This window comes from Marinomonas sp. ATLA20, from assembly GCF_057180105.1.
This window is the reverse complement of the sequence record NZ_JBXUKU010000008.1, coordinates 93,252-110,535: the sequence shown is the minus strand read 5'-3', so window position 1 is coordinate 110,535 and position 17,284 is coordinate 93,252. Positions and strand designations below refer to the sequence as shown.

Annotated in this window: 15 protein-coding genes; 5 read left to right on the top strand and 10 right to left on the bottom strand. The window is 43.1% G+C overall.

The genetic code is table 11. The annotated features are described in order from the left end of the window. Window positions 1–2 precede the first annotated feature (2 nt). A complete protein-coding gene (locus AC2A4J_RS14450; protein WP_484176525.1) occupies window positions 3–1,616 on the bottom strand; it encodes a methyl-accepting chemotaxis protein in 1,614 nt (537 codons plus the stop codon). Between the two features lie 354 nt (window positions 1,617–1,970). Here AC2A4J_RS14450 and AC2A4J_RS14445 point away from each other — a divergent pair, with 354 nt between their 5' ends. Next, window positions 1,971–3,296 (top strand): DUF2868 domain-containing protein, encoded by a 1,326-nt coding sequence (locus AC2A4J_RS14445; RefSeq protein WP_484176524.1) that lies wholly within the window; start codon window positions 1,971–1,973, stop codon window positions 3,294–3,296. Between the two features lie 3 nt (window positions 3,297–3,299). After that, the gene (locus AC2A4J_RS14440; protein WP_484176523.1) at window positions 3,300–4,685 is read left to right on the top strand and encodes a DUF3482 domain-containing protein; all 1,386 of its coding nucleotides are present in this window, start codon (window positions 3,300–3,302) and stop codon (window positions 4,683–4,685) included. On the opposite strand, the gene AC2A4J_RS14435 is transcribed toward AC2A4J_RS14440, so the two are convergent. Further along, window positions 4,682–5,398, bottom strand: coding sequence for a 1-acylglycerol-3-phosphate O-acyltransferase (locus tag AC2A4J_RS14435; protein WP_484176522.1), 717 nt, complete (start codon window positions 5,396–5,398; stop codon window positions 4,682–4,684). The genes AC2A4J_RS14440 and AC2A4J_RS14435 overlap by 4 nt on opposite strands. Before the next feature lie 45 nt (window positions 5,399–5,443). Then, window positions 5,444–7,750: an EAL domain-containing protein gene (locus tag AC2A4J_RS14430; protein WP_484176521.1), complete on the bottom strand. Its 2,307-nt coding sequence runs from the start codon at window positions 7,748–7,750 to the stop codon at window positions 5,444–5,446. Between the two features lie 171 nt (window positions 7,751–7,921). On the opposite strand from AC2A4J_RS14430, the gene AC2A4J_RS14425 reads away from it, so the two are divergent. After that, window positions 7,922–8,998, top strand: a complete 1,077-nt coding sequence (locus tag AC2A4J_RS14425; protein WP_484176520.1) for a carbohydrate kinase — start codon at window positions 7,922–7,924, stop codon at window positions 8,996–8,998. Next, the gene (locus tag AC2A4J_RS14420) at window positions 8,995–9,900 is read left to right on the top strand and encodes a pseudouridine-5'-phosphate glycosidase (RefSeq protein ID WP_484176567.1); all 906 of its coding nucleotides are present in this window, start codon (window positions 8,995–8,997) and stop codon (window positions 9,898–9,900) included. Before AC2A4J_RS14425 ends, AC2A4J_RS14420 begins: the two co-directional genes overlap by 4 nt. A 159-nt stretch (window positions 9,901–10,059) precedes the next feature. Here the strand turns inward: AC2A4J_RS14420 and rlmF are convergent, their stop codons facing one another. Together rlmF and AC2A4J_RS14410 are read right to left on the bottom strand one after the other, a co-directional pair. Beyond that, complete coding sequence (gene rlmF, locus AC2A4J_RS14415; protein WP_484176519.1) at window positions 10,060–11,043, bottom strand: 23S rRNA (adenine(1618)-N(6))-methyltransferase RlmF; 984 nt, start codon at window positions 11,041–11,043, stop codon at window positions 10,060–10,062. Between the two features lie 104 nt (window positions 11,044–11,147). Further along, window positions 11,148–12,080, bottom strand: a complete 933-nt coding sequence (locus AC2A4J_RS14410; protein WP_484176518.1) for a LysR family transcriptional regulator — start codon at window positions 12,078–12,080, stop codon at window positions 11,148–11,150. A 111-nt stretch (window positions 12,081–12,191) separates the two neighbouring features. Between AC2A4J_RS14410 and AC2A4J_RS14405 the strand changes: the two genes are divergently transcribed. Next, on the top strand, window positions 12,192–13,157 hold the full coding sequence (locus tag AC2A4J_RS14405; protein WP_484176517.1) for a DMT family transporter: 966 nt from the start codon (window positions 12,192–12,194) through the stop codon (window positions 13,155–13,157). A gap of 39 nt (window positions 13,158–13,196) precedes the next feature. Here AC2A4J_RS14405 and AC2A4J_RS14400 read toward each other — a convergent pair whose 3' ends face one another. The 5 genes from AC2A4J_RS14400 to AC2A4J_RS14380 form a co-directional block, all read right to left on the bottom strand. Beyond that, window positions 13,197–13,547 (bottom strand): DUF6164 family protein, encoded by a 351-nt coding sequence (locus AC2A4J_RS14400; protein WP_484176516.1) that lies wholly within the window; start codon window positions 13,545–13,547, stop codon window positions 13,197–13,199. An 85-nt stretch (window positions 13,548–13,632) separates the two neighbouring features. After that, a complete protein-coding gene (locus AC2A4J_RS14395) occupies window positions 13,633–15,186 on the bottom strand; it encodes an EAL domain-containing protein (protein ID WP_484176515.1) in 1,554 nt (517 codons plus the stop codon). 249 nt (window positions 15,187–15,435) lie between these two features. Then, window positions 15,436–15,987 (bottom strand): DUF3833 domain-containing protein, encoded by a 552-nt coding sequence (locus AC2A4J_RS14390; protein ID WP_255826798.1) that lies wholly within the window; start codon window positions 15,985–15,987, stop codon window positions 15,436–15,438. Window positions 15,988–16,016: 29 nt separating this feature from the next. Then, window positions 16,017–16,745: a hypothetical protein gene (locus tag AC2A4J_RS14385; RefSeq protein WP_255826799.1), complete on the bottom strand. Its 729-nt coding sequence runs from the start codon at window positions 16,743–16,745 to the stop codon at window positions 16,017–16,019. Beyond that, complete coding sequence (locus tag AC2A4J_RS14380) at window positions 16,745–17,269, bottom strand: DUF2878 domain-containing protein (RefSeq protein WP_484176514.1); 525 nt, start codon at window positions 17,267–17,269, stop codon at window positions 16,745–16,747. The genes AC2A4J_RS14385 and AC2A4J_RS14380 overlap by 1 nt, the downstream gene beginning before the upstream one ends. Between the last annotated feature and the right edge of the window lie 15 nt (window positions 17,270–17,284).

The window sequence follows — 17,284 nt, the reverse complement described above, 5'->3', positions numbered from 1 at the left end:
AACTAAACTTTAAAGCTACCAACTTGTTGATCCAGTGCTTTATACAACTTAGTAATGTCTTTTGACTGTTGCTGTATAAGTTCAGACACAGATTGAACAGAGTCCGTCTGATCCTTTAACGACACCATGTTTTGGTTGATGTCATTAGCAACAATGGATTGCTCTTCTGTCGCTTGTGCCGTTTGTGCCGCCATCTCCTGAACTTTCGCGAAGGATTCCTGCAAACTATTGAAAACGCTGGTTACTTCGCCAAAATTACTCACAGTAAACTCTGCATTGTCACGGCTGTTTTGAATTGCTTTAGACGATTCAGCCACATTGATTTTTAGCTTTTCAATCATGCCTTCGATTTCATTGGTGCTGTCTTGGGTACGTGTTGCCAAGGTGCGCACTTCATCCGCAACCACAGCAAAGCCACGTCCTTGTTCGCCGGCACGAGCCGCCTCAATTGCTGCGTTCAATGCCAACAGGTTGGTCTGTTCGGCGATATTACGAATCACTTCCAAAACAGAAGCAATACTCTCTGAGCTTTTTTGTAGCTCGCCAGAGCGACCAAGAGCAATCTCGATATCAGCCACTAGCGTCGTAATTGCATGCTGAGATTTATTAACTGCAGACATACCATTTTGCGTCAAACTGTTAGAGTTCTTTGCTTCGTCAGCGGTATCACGTGCCACTGTTGCCATTTGTTGGTTAGACATATCCATTTCATGGCCCGCACTAACAATTGATGCCGACGCGTTTGCCAGACCAGTGGTAATATCGGCGGTTTGTGTCGCGGCATTATTTAGCTGACCTGTCATTTGTCCTAAGGCATTTGATTGCTCATGAATGCTACCAATGATGCCTCTTAAACGTTCAACAAAACCGTTAAATTCATCAGCAAGATCACCTAATTCATCCTTAGTAGAAAATTCGATACGTTGCGTTAGATCGCCATCGCCTTCCGATATTTCACGAATACGCTGCCCCAAGTAAAGCACTTGATTAGTCAATGTTTTAGGTGTTTTGTAGCTGAACCAAGCGGCAATCAGCAACCCTACAACCACAACCACAACCGCAATTTTCTCAAACGCTTTTTCCTCTTCTATGACGGTTTTTTTAGATGTTTGTGCATGGTTATTTACCGCTTCACCAGCTTTATCGAGTATGTCTCTAAGAGCACTAAAATCTGTATTGGCTTTTTGCTCAGCAGCGCCAAAAGTGGGGGCATTTTTGTCTAACGCAACAAAGGCGTTAGAAGAGTTTAGCCAAGTAGTAAAGGCTTTATCAAAGTCACCCAGTGATTTATAAACTTGGGGTTCTGCAGACAAGTACTGACGGAATAAATTAAAACGATCTTTTACTTGTTGAGCATTTTCAACCCTATCCTTTTCTTCGTCATCGAGCTTGCCTACACCAACCACAATACGCTGCTCAGCAAGTTTGGCTTGGTAGAGGTCTCGATCTGCATTTAAGATAACCGCAGAGGCCTTTCCATAAGAATCTGCCTGTGCATTAAGAGCAGTAGTTAGTTGATTAACGACATATACCGCTGCAGCTAAGGCAACAATAAGAGTAATACTCATCACAAGAATAGGAAAAGAACTCTTCACCCTTATGGAATTCAAACGCATAACTTTATCTCCTAACGAAAGCAACCGTGTCTTCGGCATGTGGCGCAATAATAAAGTGGTCTTGTACGATGAATCAATCTGACTTAACAATTACCTACATTTATACTGCACTTCATAACCTATAAATACAGTCCTCTTGATCTAGCGCAATAAAACAAAACATGATCTCTAACTGATTGATGAGACTCTATTTTCAAATACAAGTATAAAAATATTCGAGAAACACCTCGTGGCTTTTGCCTTTATCGGCAACATCAAGTAAAACAAAGTGAATAAGAGGATAATGACGTCATTCCAAACATTCGCTATCACAACGAATAAAAGAGTAATAAATGAAAAGAGCAACGCGATAACATGACCTTTCCAACACCCAGAGCCAAACTTGCCCTTGCGGCTTGGTTAGAAACTCATAGCGATTTTCGACTGTCAGCTCACGCAAACGATCTACCTAGTGCGCTAAAAGAGTTAGAAACATCACCTAAATCCACTAGCTATCTAGCTCAATTTACACAGCTAAAGCGTTACTTTAATCGTGCCATTTTAGGTTTGTTGATCGCTTCTTTGTTGTTGGGTTTTATGGCGGTGCCACCCGCTTTTGCGACAGGCCAATCCGATCAGGTGAATATTTTCTGGTTGTTCATTATTTTGTTAGGATTTCATGCACTGAATTTTGTCGTTTGGTTCGTCACCATGATAGCCACCATGAAACAACACACAGATAACAAAGGCATGCTGCTAAGTCTTTTGGTTTTCCTAAACAGGAAGATCAGTAAGCACTCACATATCAACACAGACGTGAGCGCAGCTTACATCCATTGGCAATGCCCTGCTCACTCAAATAAATGGTTAATCAGTATTCTTTCTCATGGTGCATGGGGCTGTTATTTATTGGCAGGTTGGGTCATGACTCTGCTTCTACTGCTTACCAATCAGGTAAACTTTGTCTGGGAAACGACGTTATTAAGTGACGATGCTTTTATTCAGCTGACGCAAAGCCTAAGCGTTATTCCGCAGTGGTTTGGTATTGCTTTACCTAACCAAATGGATATTCTCGCCAGCCGTGTCGATCTTGTTTCACAAACCGCCGCCACAAGACAACATTGGGCGAACTTTTTACTCGCAAGTATTTTCATTTACGGTGTGCTGCCAAGGCTGATTTTTGCCATCATCTGTTTGGCTATGTATCACTTGAAACGCGCAACTCAGCCACTTAGCACGCAAGAAAAAATCATTCAAAATCGCTATCATCGGCAGGAAAAACAAAGCCGAAATGTCTTAGATGCAAACCACCATCAAAGCTCTAGTTCGTCAACACAGTCGAACGAAGCGGATAACAACCCCCTCGCAGACGATGCCTTCTCCCAACATTGGGCTTTATTTGAGTGGAGCGGAACTAAGCCTAACTCTTTACGCTCAGCACATTCTCTATCTTTACTAAACAGCCGAGAAGAACAAGAGCAGTTTTTGACCTCGTCCAGCAACGAGCCGACTTATATTCTAGTCAATGCCGAGCAAAGCCCAGACCGTGGCACACGACGATTTTTCACCCAAGCCAGCAAGGTGTATTCAGCTTTAACCATGGTCATTGCTGATCAAGGCCAGGCTAAATTTATTGAAGATTGGCAACGCCTTGCCAGAGAAACACGCCTTCACTCTACGCAACTTAAGCAAAAGGACTAAACCGTGTCGATTTCCCTTTTGGTCGTTGGCCACGCTAACACAGGCAAGACTTCACTGATCCGTACTTTGTTGCGCAAACAGGATTTTGGAGAAATCAGTGACAGGGCGGGAACCACGCGCCACGTTGAAAGTGTGAAGATCAAAATCGGCCAACAGTCCGTTATTACCTTAACCGATACACCCGGCTTTGAAGATTCCATTGGCCTTTGGCAAATTCGCCATTCAGACACCTTTAGCTCATATCAAGGAGCCGATTGGTTAAAGCCATTTTGTGAAAGCCACTTTGCGCAGGATGAGTTTGAACAAGAAGCAAAGATTCTTAAGCAATTAACCCAAGCCGATATCATTTTATACGTGATTGATATCCGCCAAGCTCCACTTGGTAAATATCTCGATGAGTTGGCGTTATTAGCCAGTGCCAATAAACCCATCATCCCTATTTTGAACTTCAGTTCATCACCCAGTGCGCATTCAGAAGCTTGGCGTAAAGTCCTAGCAGAACGTCATTTGCACGCGGTAATTAAATACGACACGGTAGCGTTTTATTTCGAGGATGAAAAACGTCTGTATCAAAGCATCCAAAGCCTGATGCCAGAAGATTATGACGCCATCAAGCAGTTAATCGAATCCCGAGAAGAAGCGGCACAGTTGAGACGTACCATGGCGGCGAATACATTGGCCGACTTGATACTTAAAGCTGCCAGCATGCGTATTGAATGCGCAAGCTATCCGCCAAATCCTAGCGAATCGACTGCCTTTGAAGATAAAATTCGTGCGCTAGAAAGTCGTTACATTACTGGGTTATTGCGTCTTTATGAGTTCCAAGAAGAAGACTTAAAAGCCACACCACTGGCGATTAAAAACGACCGCTGGCAACAAGATATATTCGATGCAGAAACGTTAAAAGAATGGGGGATAGAAACCAGCACCAGCGCCTTAACGGGTGCGGCGATTGGAGCGGGCATTGATGTCATGTCGGCAGGGTTAACACTAGGCACAGCGACGACGATTGGCGCCCTTTTAGGCGCTACATGGAAAACAGGACAACACTACAAAGATACCCTGAAGAGTAAATTGACGAAACGTTATTTTCTTTGTCTGGATAAAGCGACTTTAACCCTAATTTGTCTGAGGGGGTTGACCGCTATCCAACACCTACATCAACGTGGGCACGCTTCACAGCAAGCCTACGAGCTAGCGAACCAAGCCCAAGACGATGAACTTATGGATAAGATAAAACCTTATTGGAAACAGGCTCAGCAGCACCCAGAGTGGGAAAATCAAACCTTGTCAGATTCTCACCCAAGCAAACAAGGCTTACAACAAGTGTTAGAAAAAGCACTTAATTCAGATAAGAGTTCTAGTAAAAATCTAGACTCACGTTACTAATTCGACAGTTCCTGATCCAAACTCTGTTGGGTTTTATGCATTTGCTCTTCACAGGACTTTAATAAATTCACTACATCGGTTTCATGCATTCCGCTTGTATCGATTGGTGGCAACATTTCAACAATCACCTTGCCATTATTCCAACGATTCAAGCCAATTTGTCCATGCGTGCTACTGCATACAACTGGTACAACGGGCACACCCGCTTGGACAGCAGCATGAAAAGCGCCGCGTTTAAACGGCAACCAACCACGTCCGCGGCTGCGAGTGCCTTCTGGAAACATCCAAATAGATAAGCCTGTCTTTTTCATGCTAGAGACGATCTGATCAATGGTGGCTATCGCCTGCTTACGATCCTCTCGATTGATCAAAAAATTACCACTAGCCCAATACAAAGCACCAAAGAAAGGAATCCATCGCAAGCTCGTTTTGCCCACGGTAACCACCCCTTTGGGCACGACGACTGCTAAGGTAAACAAATCGAAATTATTCTGATGGTTCGCCACGTAAACGGCTTGGGGGATATTTTTTGCAGATTCAGCCACTCGACCTTCGACCGACAATCCAAACAAAGGACCCACTTTGGCAAACACACGGCCCAAATAGTACACACGATTTTTTGACCATAAGGTAAGCAGGCAAAACACAATCCCCAGAAGGGTTACGCCTACCACCAACAATAATAGCAATGTCATCCGTATCAAAAGCAACATATTGAAATAAACCTCACATTAACAGCGTGTAAGATTGGTTAGAGATTAACGCAAATGAAACGTCTCACGCCACTTGAAAAACTCTTCTGCAGCCAAGGGCTTAGAGAAAAAATAGCCTTGTATTTTATCACAATGATACTGTCTTAAAAGTGCCGTACCTTCGGCATTTTCTGCGCCTTCAGCGGTAACCTGAAAACCCAAACTATGGGATAAATCAATTGTCGCCCTAGTAATAAATTCGTCGCCTTTATTGGTATCAATATACTGAATAAAAGCTCGGTCAATTTTCACTTCATTAACAGGTAATTCACGTAAATAAGCCAGTGAAGATTGGCCTGTACCAAAATCATCAATGGCAAGATGAATACCCATTTCTTGTAATGCTTTCAAGACATTAATAACTTTCGCTCGGTCTTTCATCACCGCACTTTCTGTCACTTCTAATGCCAGTGCACGAGTCGGTAGACGATTTGCTTGCAAGGCTTCGGAGACAATAAATGGCAACTGCTCATCTAACAAGTCATGGGCTGATAAGTTCACGGCAACACGTATTTCATGCCCTTGTGCCCACCACTGGCTCAGTTGAAACAAAACCGTATTAAGCACCCACTTAGTTAACTGCTGGATGCTACCGGCGTGCTCTAACAAAGAAATAAACTCATCGGGAGGAAGGAAACCAAGCTCTGGATGAATCCAACGAATCAACGCTTCGGCTTCGTGGCAATCATCACCAGCTAAACCAACCTTAGGCTGATAAACAACAAACAATTGACCACCTTCTAGCGCAGTCGGTAGATCTCGAATAATTGTCAGCTGACGACGGTGATTTTCATCCTGACCTACTTCATAAAAAACACATAAATCACTTGATTCACGCGCTTCATCGGCAACGATGTCTAAACGTCGCATGGCACTATTTACAGTTGCCGTAGCGTGTTCAAAGGGAAGCACGGCAATGCTGATATCCAAACGAATACCGGAGCCTTTTTCGACCTCAAATTCGTTATTAAAAAAGCCTTTTAAATCATTGCAATCTTGCTGAGTAATGGAGCGATCAAAAATCAGCAAAAACTTATCTGCATTCAATCTTGCTAGCTTCTTGGCATCATGTCCCCATGCTTGAAGACGCTCCGCCACTTTTGATAACAGCAAGTTGCCGACATCAAAGCCCAACATATTATTGATATCTTTAAAGTGACGAATATTAACCAGCACTAAACCACCCTGCTCTTTGGGTAAGGTGTCGCTTAAATACTGCTCTACCGCACTCTGATTGAATAACCCTGTAAGCTGGTCATGGGAAGCCCGATAGGTGAGTTCTTCTTCCCTACTGATGATAGAGTCCTGCATCGTTTTCATGGTATGAGACAAAACACCAAACTCACCACCGACTGTCGGCGCACTCACCTTATTTTTCGCTCCACCCAAACCAATTTGTTGAGCGTAATCCACCAAACGACCAATCGGCTTCGTCATATTTCGGGCCAACGCGATACCAAATAACAAGGCCAGAGCTAAAGCACCAGTAAAAATCAATATCAGTTGATTACGTGTGTCGCGATAACTTTCTAACCAAGGGCCATAAGGCAAATGAATAATCCCCCATTGATTTGGCATGCCAAGATCCACACCAAGAGATAAATACTTTTCATCATTGGAAAAGACTGGGGATTTGAGAATACTTTCAACGTTACCAATACTCTTGAGTAACCGTTCTTTTTCATCTAACGGAAGGGTCGACCCACCAGAAAGAGTGTGTGCATCATCCTCTTCATAGACAAAGCTAATATCTAATCCCGTTACATTTTTAATCTGCTCAGCCAAAGCTTGGTCCAGTAAAAAAGCCATACCAACCCATGCCACTACGTTGGGTGCTTTAATCGGTACTAAAACTAGCTGATAAGCACGATTATCAAAGGCAATCATGGTACTGATGGATGAACCACCAGAACGGCGAGCAGCAAAGACAAGTTCCGCAATAGTATTACTAATATCCAGTTCTTGAGTGGCTGTAATGAGTTCACCTTGTGGGGAAACAAGAAGAGAGATATCAGCATTAATACGGCCACCATGGTTTAGTAGCACTGAACGAATCGTACCCGTTTCTCTGGTTGCGACCGCTTGCTTAAAACCAAAGTCAGAAGTCAAAATCTCAACGCCTTTGGTTAACTGCTCGGCACGAGCTTCTAAAAACAAATCAAAGACATTGCGGGATACATCAATAGAATGAACACCCTGTTTATAGTTATCTTCTTTTAAAGACGATAAAACGGCTAACGCTGTTCCTAGTTGGACCAACGCAAGCAACACTAAGACAAACATAATGAGTCGTGCTTGAAAGCTTTTTAACACTATAAAACCTCTTTAATGCTGTCCTTAAATGACCAGCTGACGAGACAAAACTCAACAAGGAATACTGAATAATAAGATTTATAACATTTTTTTACCATATCAGCCCAAAGCTCTTGTATATTTAGCAAATTTAACATAAGTTATTATTTTAAACTTTTGTTAAAGTTACTTATGAAAGACCAAACTTCTCGCGTATACGAAGCCATCAAGCTCGACCCTTTGGCATCGCAGCAAGCCCTTGCAGATCGACTCAATATGAGTCGAGAATCCGTTGCTGGCCACATAATGCAACTTACTCGACAAGGGTATATTCTAGGCAAAGGCTACCTACTTGCCGAACAAAATACATACGTTGTTATAGGTGGTGCCAATGTCGACATCCATGGTCGCAGCAGTACAGACTTAAAAGCCTATGACTCGAACCCAGGAACCATCAACCAAAGCCCTGGTGGCGTCGGCCGCAATATCGCTGAAAATCTGGCTCGGCTCGGAGAAAATGTACATCTGTTAGCCCCAATTGGATTAGACCAGCGCGGTGATTGGCTCATTGAACAAACCCGCATGAGCGGTGTCGACATGCATCATGTGCTGCGCATTGATACCTTGCCCACAGGCACCTATTTGGCTATCAATAATGACAATGGCGAACTGCAAGCCGCCATTGCAGACATGCGTATCATTGACACGCTAGACCAGCAAAAATTAAGCAGTAAGCTGTCTTTATTACAGAGCGCTTATCGCATTATTGTCGATGCGAATTTATCTGCCGAAGTGATCTCTTGGTTAGCTCAACAAACACTAACAACTCGCTTCATTGCCGATGCAGTATCCACAGCAAAAGCGCCTCGCTTACGCCCTATCTTATCGCAACTAGCACTATTAAAAGTCAATCAGGATGAAGCCAGAGCCATTCTAGATTGCAACGAAACAGCCCCAGAAAAACTGGCAAAAGCCTTACTTGATACTGGCGTAGAAGAAGTATTACTCAGCCTAGGCAGTCAAGGCGTTTTATTTTTCAGCGCAACACATTGCCAACGTAAAGCTTGTCACCCGAGCCGCCCTGTCAGCGACAGTGGCGCAGGTGATGCATTATTGGCCGGCTATTTAAACGCTCGTCAACAGAATAAAGATCTCGACCAGTCTTTATCTTTTGCATTAGCTTGTGCCGCCATGACGCTGGAAAGTCCTTACGCCAATTACCCAGAACTTACCATTCAACATGTGACCCAATGGATAGAAAAACTATGAACCAATACCTAGATATCAACCCAGATGTAGCCGCCGCTATTGCGGCAGGAAAACCTGTTGTCGCCTTAGAAAGCACTATTATTTCTCATGGCATGCCTTGGCCTCAAAATGCAGAAACGGCAAAAAAAGTTGAGCAAATTATCCGGGATAATGGCGCAGTCCCTGCAACGATCGCGATCATTGATGGCCGCTTAAAAGCAGGATTAAGCAATGACGAAATTGATACTTTAGCGAAAGCTGGCTTATCTGTGACCAAATGCTCACGCCGTGATTTACCCTTTGTTGTGGCACAAAAACAACACGGTGCAACGACGGTTGCAGCGACAATGATTATTGCGGCAATGGCGGGTATTAAAGTGTTTGCTACGGGTGGCATTGGTGGTGTGCACCGTGGCGCGCAACAAACGTTTGATATTTCAGCGGATTTACAAGAGCTAGCAAAAACCGATGTGGCTGTTGTCTGTGCAGGCGCTAAATCTATCCTTGACCTTGCCCTAACTCGCGAATATTTAGAGACTCAAGGTGTACCGGTTTTAGGTTTTAAAACAGACACTTTGCCAGCTTTTTACACTCGTGAAAGCGATCAAACGGTAGATTACAACATGCAATCTGCTGGCGACATTGCAGATTTCATCAAGGCAAAATGGGAAATGCAGCTGCACGGTGGTGCGATTATCGCCAACCCGATTCCTGAAGAATTTGCGATGGATAAAGCCGCTATAGATGCAGCCATTAATCAAGCGTTAGCGGAAATGGAAGAACAAGGTGTGGCCGGTAAAGAATCTACCCCATTCTTGCTGGCACGGGTAGCCGAACTAACAGGCGGAAACAGCTTAGCAAGTAATATCCAGCTGGTGTTTAACAACGCTCGTCTTGCTGCCGAGATTGCCGCCGCGCTCTAGTAAAAAACAATCTTATTAATATATCGATATCTATTAATGAAACCGCCGGCCAGCCATACATCCTGTATGGCATGGCCTGAACCGCCCATCCTTGGGCGGCTTCTTATCATCAATAGATAACGCCCTGTTAGATCTATTTGATTAAGATAGAAAACATCATTAACTTTGCCAGTAGTTGTCTTTCCAGTAGTCAATTTGGTCATCAGCAAGGAAACTCCACGCGACAAATCGACTGATTTTCTGACCTTGCGCCATTTCAATGGTTTTCACTTGGCGAGCGCCAACGTCTTTTAACGTCCGATAAATCGCATCTAAATTTCCCTGACGCGCCACCAAAGAAGTAAACCAAAAGCAACGATCAGCGTATTGCACGCTTTCTTTTACCATACGCGAGACGAAACCCGCTTCACCGCCATCACACCATAACTCGGCCGCCGTGCCACCAAAGTTCAGTACTGGTTTTTCGGTTGTCGGTTTTTTGCCTTTAACGCCGCGCCATTTACGCTGGGATTCGTCGATCATTGCCGATTCACTGGTATGAAAAGGCGGATTACATAAGGTCAAATCGAAACGGTCTTTTTCCTTCCAAACACCATCAAACAACTTAGCGGGTTGCGTTTGCAAACGGGCACTAATTGCGCCTTTTAGACAAGCGTTGGATTTCACTATTGTGTCGCACGTTGCTACAGCAACAGGATTCACATCAGATCCAACAAACTGCCAGCCATATTCTTGATGACCAATAATCGGATACACACAGTTCGCCCCGACGCCCACATCTAAGACTTTTATGCCTTTTCCACGGGGAATAACGCCCTGATTACTGGTCGCTAGCAAGTCAGCTAAATAATGAATGTAATCCGCTCGACCAGGAATGGGTGGGCAAAGATAGCCTGGTGGAATATCCCAAAAAGCGACACCATAAAAATGACTTAATAAAGCACGGTTTAAAGTTTTCACCGCAGCAGGGTTGGCAAAATCAACGGATTCATTGCCATATTGATTGAGTTGAATAAAACCAGAAAGTTCAGGGCAAGAATCCGCCAATAGAGCAAAATCATAACGCGCACGATGCGGGTTACGAGGATGAAGCTCTAGTTTATTGGTACGTTTACTTTTCGTATTCTTGCTTTTTAAGACCACTGTAATGCCATTGTTTTAAACCAAAATGCGAGTATAACCGAATTCCTCGGCTTGGACTAAATGTGCTGAGATGTCACAGGGCTAACTCGTAATAACTCTAAAAGTTACGACTCAGGATAAGGGATCAAGCCTTTTACCACTTCTTCCGTTAATCGTCTAAACCATTCAACGGCTGGGTCACGTTCGATACTTTTTGGCCAGCTTAAAAAATACTTAGAATCAGGAAACTCAATAGGCAGCGGCTTCATTGTGAGATTAAACTGCTCGCAAAATCGTTCAGCTAGTAAGCCACTGGTACTGATGAGCAACGAGGTGCGACCAACCGTTTCTAGTGCCGATAAAAAATACGGTGTACGAAAGGCAAAACGCCGCTCATGTGCCCTATCCGCCAAGACCAAATCACTCACTACGCGCCGATTTCCTCCCATACTCACCAAGACATGAGAAAAGCTTAAATACTCATCAAGGCTGATCTTATCTTGTTTGGCCAGCGGGTGATTATTCGACATGATGCAGCGAAATTTTTCGCGTCCCAATAATACTTTGCGATAAGTATTGGGGATTTCAATGTATTCGCTACACAATACGACATCGGCAGAATGCTCAGTTTGACTGACCAAGCTGGTCTCTGTGATCGTCGTCGTTTCCAACGAGGCAAATGGCGCTTCTTGGTAAAAGCGTTCAGCGATTGCTGGCACGTAAGCTTGGGCCTGATAATGCGTTGTTTGTAAACGAAACACACGATTACTACTTTGCGGCTGAAAGTCTGGCGGCGACTCCAGCCCTGTTATCTGTTCCAACATTAACTTTAATGGCGCTTCTAAAGCTAATGCTTTTGATGTTGGCACCATGCCTTTTGAGGTACGAATGAACAAGGGATCGTCAAAAGCATCACGCAGTCGATTTAACAATCGACTCATAGCAGATTGGCTTAAATACAATCGATCTGCCGCTCGTCCAACATTACGTTCTTCCAATAAGTACAAAAGCCCAGTTAAAGACTTAAGATCCAAGTGTTGAAGTGAGTTGGGGATCATGACTAAATCTCGATTTATGCATAATGATTAGAACTATTATGCATTGGATTTAATAAAGAGGAAAAGCCATTATGAACTTTCCGTCTCTTTTCATATTAAAAGGTCATAGCCATGCCAACTGCCAAACAGACTTTTTTATACGGACTATTATTTAGCTCCGTCACAGTGCTTTTTTGGGGAATGCTGCCCATCGCTCTCAAGCTGTCTGGTGGTTTTTCCGATCCTATCACGCTGACTTGGTTACGCTTTTCAGTTGCGGGGATCATTTTGGGGTTATGGCAATGGCAACGTGGAAAATTAGGCGAATTTAAGTCCCTGTCTAAAAATGACTGGCTGCGCCTTGTTGCTGCTGGCACGTTTTTGATTGTGAACTACACCAGCTTTGCGTGGAGCTTAAATTTTTTGTTACCCGGCTCGGCACAACTGAGTTTTCAAATTGCACCGCTATTTCTCGCCTTGGGCGGTTTATTCTTTTTAAAAGAAAGCATTAACTGGCAGCAATGGCTATGTTTTGTGGGAATAGGTTTGGGCATGCTGGTTTTCTTCCACCCTATTTTTGGGCAAGGTGGTCAAGGCTCTATCTGGGTAGGCTTCGCTATTGTGCAAATGTCTGCCGCGGCTTGGTCAATGTACGCGTTACTGCAAAAGTCCTTGTTCAAACGTTTAGCGCCTTCCAATATTTTACTGGCAATTTATTCCTACGCCTTGGTCGTTATGCTGCCGTTTTCGTCACCAAGTGAACTACTGAAAATGTCCTCTGAAGAGGTTTGGATTGCGGCATTCTGCTGCCTAAATACACTCATCGCTTATGGTGCATTTGCGCAAGCCATGCGCTATTGGCAAACCGTACAAGTCAGCGCTTCCGTAGCATTAACACCTGTAATGGCGTTCATTCTAACTGAAAGCTGTGTCGCCCTTGGTTGGTGGACAAGCAGCATCAACTCATCCCATGCTGACTTGTTAAGCTTATTTGGCATGTTGATTGTTATCGTCAGCGCGATTAACGTTCAATTGATTAGTGCTAGAATTCAGCGTAAAGCCGCGTTAATAACACCGCAATTAAGTAAAGCGACTTAGTTTTGTTATTAATGGCGCTTTAATCACAACACTTGGCGATTAAAGCCATAACGTAAATGGAATGATGGAAATACCTATAATAATCAATACAGCGATCAGAGTAAAAAACGCTTCTGCGGGATTTTGACGAGCATGCTGTAAATAGCCAAGAATCCATTGTCCTAACGTAATAGGCCGCATGGTTTGCGCACGAGCGATTTGGTCTTCTCGAATCAACTCCCTCGCTTTGATGGCTTGCTCTTTGTCTCTAACCCACAGACCAGCCATAGAAATTTGCCAACGTCCTGCTGTCGTTTCGTAGAAAGCAATATCGTGATCGGCTAATAATTGACGAATATCATCCGCTTCTTCATCCGGGACATATTTCAGCCGAAAAACCAGAGTTGCCATATGATAAGACCTTGAGCATAGAAATTGAGCGGTAGAGGGTAAGAGAAGCAGACACAGAATACAATCTAGTATTATGGCAGTGTGTTTATTTTATAGTGTTTTCTTCGAGCCAAGTAATCACTTGATCTTTTGGTAGTGGGCGACAGAAGTAATAACCTTGCACTCTATCCACTCCAAGCTCTCGAACCGCATTTAATTGATCTTCGCGCTCAACCCCTTCTGCCACCAATTCCATGTTTAGCTCTTTTGCTAATTTGGTCACCGAGGTAAGTATCTGACGAGTAAATTGGTCATCTTTTAAGCTGGCGATAAATATTTGATCTAACTTTAATGTGTCGTATGGGAAACGGCGCAAAAAGTCCAACCCAGCATAACCAGTACCAAAATCATCGACGGATAAGCCAATCCCCATCGCTTTAATGTGTTCAAAACGACTCACCATCAAAGGTAACTCAGCAGAATCTAGCGCGCTGGTTTCGGTTACTTCAAGACCAAGTCTACCTTTTAATTCCGGATATTCATCAAGAATACGGGACAAATTAAGCGCAAAACCCTCTTTAAGTAAACTATGTCTATCAACATTGACGGAGATTTTAATCTGTCTTAGTTGCTCGGGATATTCTCGATAAAATTCCCCAACCTTACTAACCACCATCCAAGTAAGATCATCAATTAAGCCAAGTCTATCTGCCATATCCACAATCACTAATGGTGAAACCTGACCGTGAAGGGAGGAGCGCCAGCGGATCAGCGCTTCCATTTCATGAAATCCACCGTCCTTTAAAGACACCACCGGCTGGAAATACACCTCCATAGCATTTTTCTTTATTGCCCGTTTAATACAGTGACGCAAAGAACGACGATAATAAATCAATACTAAATGACCAATATAAAAAGCCGCGAACAAGCCTCCCCAGCTCAATAACATAAATGGCCAAAGGGAACATAAACTCTGCCAGTACAAGCTCGCTGGGAAATACACCGTTAGTCTCATTGACCAATCAGCTAACGACACCTCCTGCTTAGCAATTACATTCGAATCCATCCCTGCTCTATTTGAAGAGAAGACTTGCTTGCCAATCATCAATTCATAGAAATAATCAGGCAGTAGAATTTGGTCTACACTTGCGGCAATACTCTCTGGCGGCGCTAATCCATTTACACCAAGGCCATCCATTCTTTGATAAAAAGCAAAGAACGTTGACTCACTCAGCGTATTAGACTTCACCAAAGAGACCGTTTTACGGCCTTCACTATTGGTGATTCTAGAGGCTATAGAGTCATAAATTGTGATCTTAGTTGGCCCTAAACTTGAACAGTACACAACAAAATTCGAGTTGAATAAGCCAATTTCTTTTAAGGTAGGAGAATAAAACGTGGCGCGCCGTAAGCGCTTTAAATCAGGCTTTTCACAGGACAAACGACTATCTTCTGCAACTTGTTTTAACTCAGTGAAAATATTATCCATTCTATCTGACAAAGCTTTTTTCGCCGCCTCCGTACGAGCGTCTAAGTCATTCAATAAAGATAAATACAGGCCGAGGGTAAAAGCGAAGAGGATAATAAACAAAGAAAAGAAGCTATAAAAAAAGAGGGTTCTTTTTCTCGAAGGCACTATTCCCATGATGTTTTTAAACACTAAGCGACCTCCCTTGTGTTTTACCTCTGATCTAAAAAAGCATTTTTTTACAGATATAATGTATGCATATGCTGATAATTACATAGATATTCAAATGTACCAATAAAAAAGGCTACCCGAAGGCAGCCTTTTATTAATATCATCGAAAATAAGTGCTTTACCCGATACCTCTATTCAACTAATTGATAAAACGTTGGAAGTATTATTCACTTTTGTATGAGTTGTTAGGATTCGCTCAAATAACGAGCGTTACTGTGGCGTTTTTTGTATAACAATCGACAAGTAGCCTACTTCAAAACCAAACTTAGTCATAATTGATTCATTCATCACGACACCGTCTTTCACCATGTACATGCGATCGTCCACATTCACTTCTATTAAATCACCATCGTAAGGCACTTGTAGAACATACTTCATAAACAAGGCATTGCCAGCAATTTTAATGTCACCTTTCCCGATAACATCATTTGCCGTTGCGGTGTACTTACCTTGTGCGTCCGGTGTCATTATCCAGGTTCTTTTTTGCACTTCACCATCATCAAACACAAACACTTCAGCAAGCGTTCCAACCCCTTTATCCCAGCTACCTTCTAAGGTTGCATTGAAATAGCGAGTCACTTCGCCACTGCGATTTTTCAGGGTGCCATGAGCGGTTAAAGAACCAGAAAAAAACGACTGAATATCAAATTTAGGTTCATTCTTGGCATATAAAGACACCTCAGGTGTAGAACAAGCCGTCAGCAACAACGCGCACAATAAAATAGACATTTTGCCCGAAATTGATCGCCATAAGTAACTCATATTGCTTCCCCTATAAACTAAATAAACAACTACATGTAATGATATTTAATATCCGCGGTTAAGTACTTACCCTGCTCATCACAAATATTGGTTCGTCCTGTAAATCGCAATAGCCTCTTATCGACTGGATCATAAGCGACCACAATAGGGTCTACCGCCATCCTAACAAACCAAGAAACAGGCTTGAGGGCAAAACACATAGCACCCTCTTTTGTACCGTCTACACAGGTAATCTGACTAAAACGAAAACTAAAAGTTGACTGCCTACTTGGCACAAGATACTCAATGTCCATCTCTTTTCCTGAGATTAAGGTATCCCAATATTGTTTTACAAAAGCATCAAAGCCCGCATCAACCACCATGCCTTGGGCCAATGTCACCGAGTCTTTTTCAACTTTTTCGTTACTGTTTTCTTGATAACGTATTTGGAGTTGATTACCACTCTGAGTGACATCAATTTTTTCACCGTTACGTTTATTAAGCTGTGAAAAACTAGGGGTGGTTTGTGACTTGGAAAAATCGATCGTTTTATTCGCAAACACTCGTCCATCAGGCTCAGAGTATTCAACTTTATAAATATCTTTGCTGATTTTTTGATGTGTTTCTCGATAAAGCAAGGCCCCGGTTTCGATATTGTAAGCACTACCAACCAGTTTAGAAAAAGCGTCATCAGCGAAACTAAAAGAACTACATAAAGCAGCCAACGCAACAATAACAAGAGACCGCGTTGGTAACGGTAGAGCAGGAAAACCTTTCATTACCTTTTTTCTCCTTCTTTTGGAAATAATGCCCATTTTTCACAAAGCCATACGCCCAGTGGTAACACCATAGACCAGACGATAGCGACAACGCACAAACTCAAAATAACAGGCTCAGCCAATGCAATACCTGCTAGATTTGCCCCAGCAAAATAACTCATTGTTGGCCCAACCGCGCCAAGTAACGCACTGAAAAGATAACGTGAGCGTAGAAAAGTCAAACTATGAGCAAACAAGGTACCGACACTAACCCAAAGGCACAGTAACCACACAGGAGGTACTTTAATATCACTTAGCACCTCGGTGCTTGTCGAGAAAATACCTAGTTGAAATAGGCTTCCGTCTATCACTAAACCAAGGATTAAGAAGACAAACAACAAACGCCACTCTCTTCGATCCGTCATAAAATAGCGATGATGTAACGACAAGTAGCAAACCGTCGCGATAAGCGCCCAAGCGCTACCCGCCAATAAACAGACGAACCAAACGACTTGAAACAAAATGGCATTCATCACAGGTTTCATGCCATTTACTCCTTT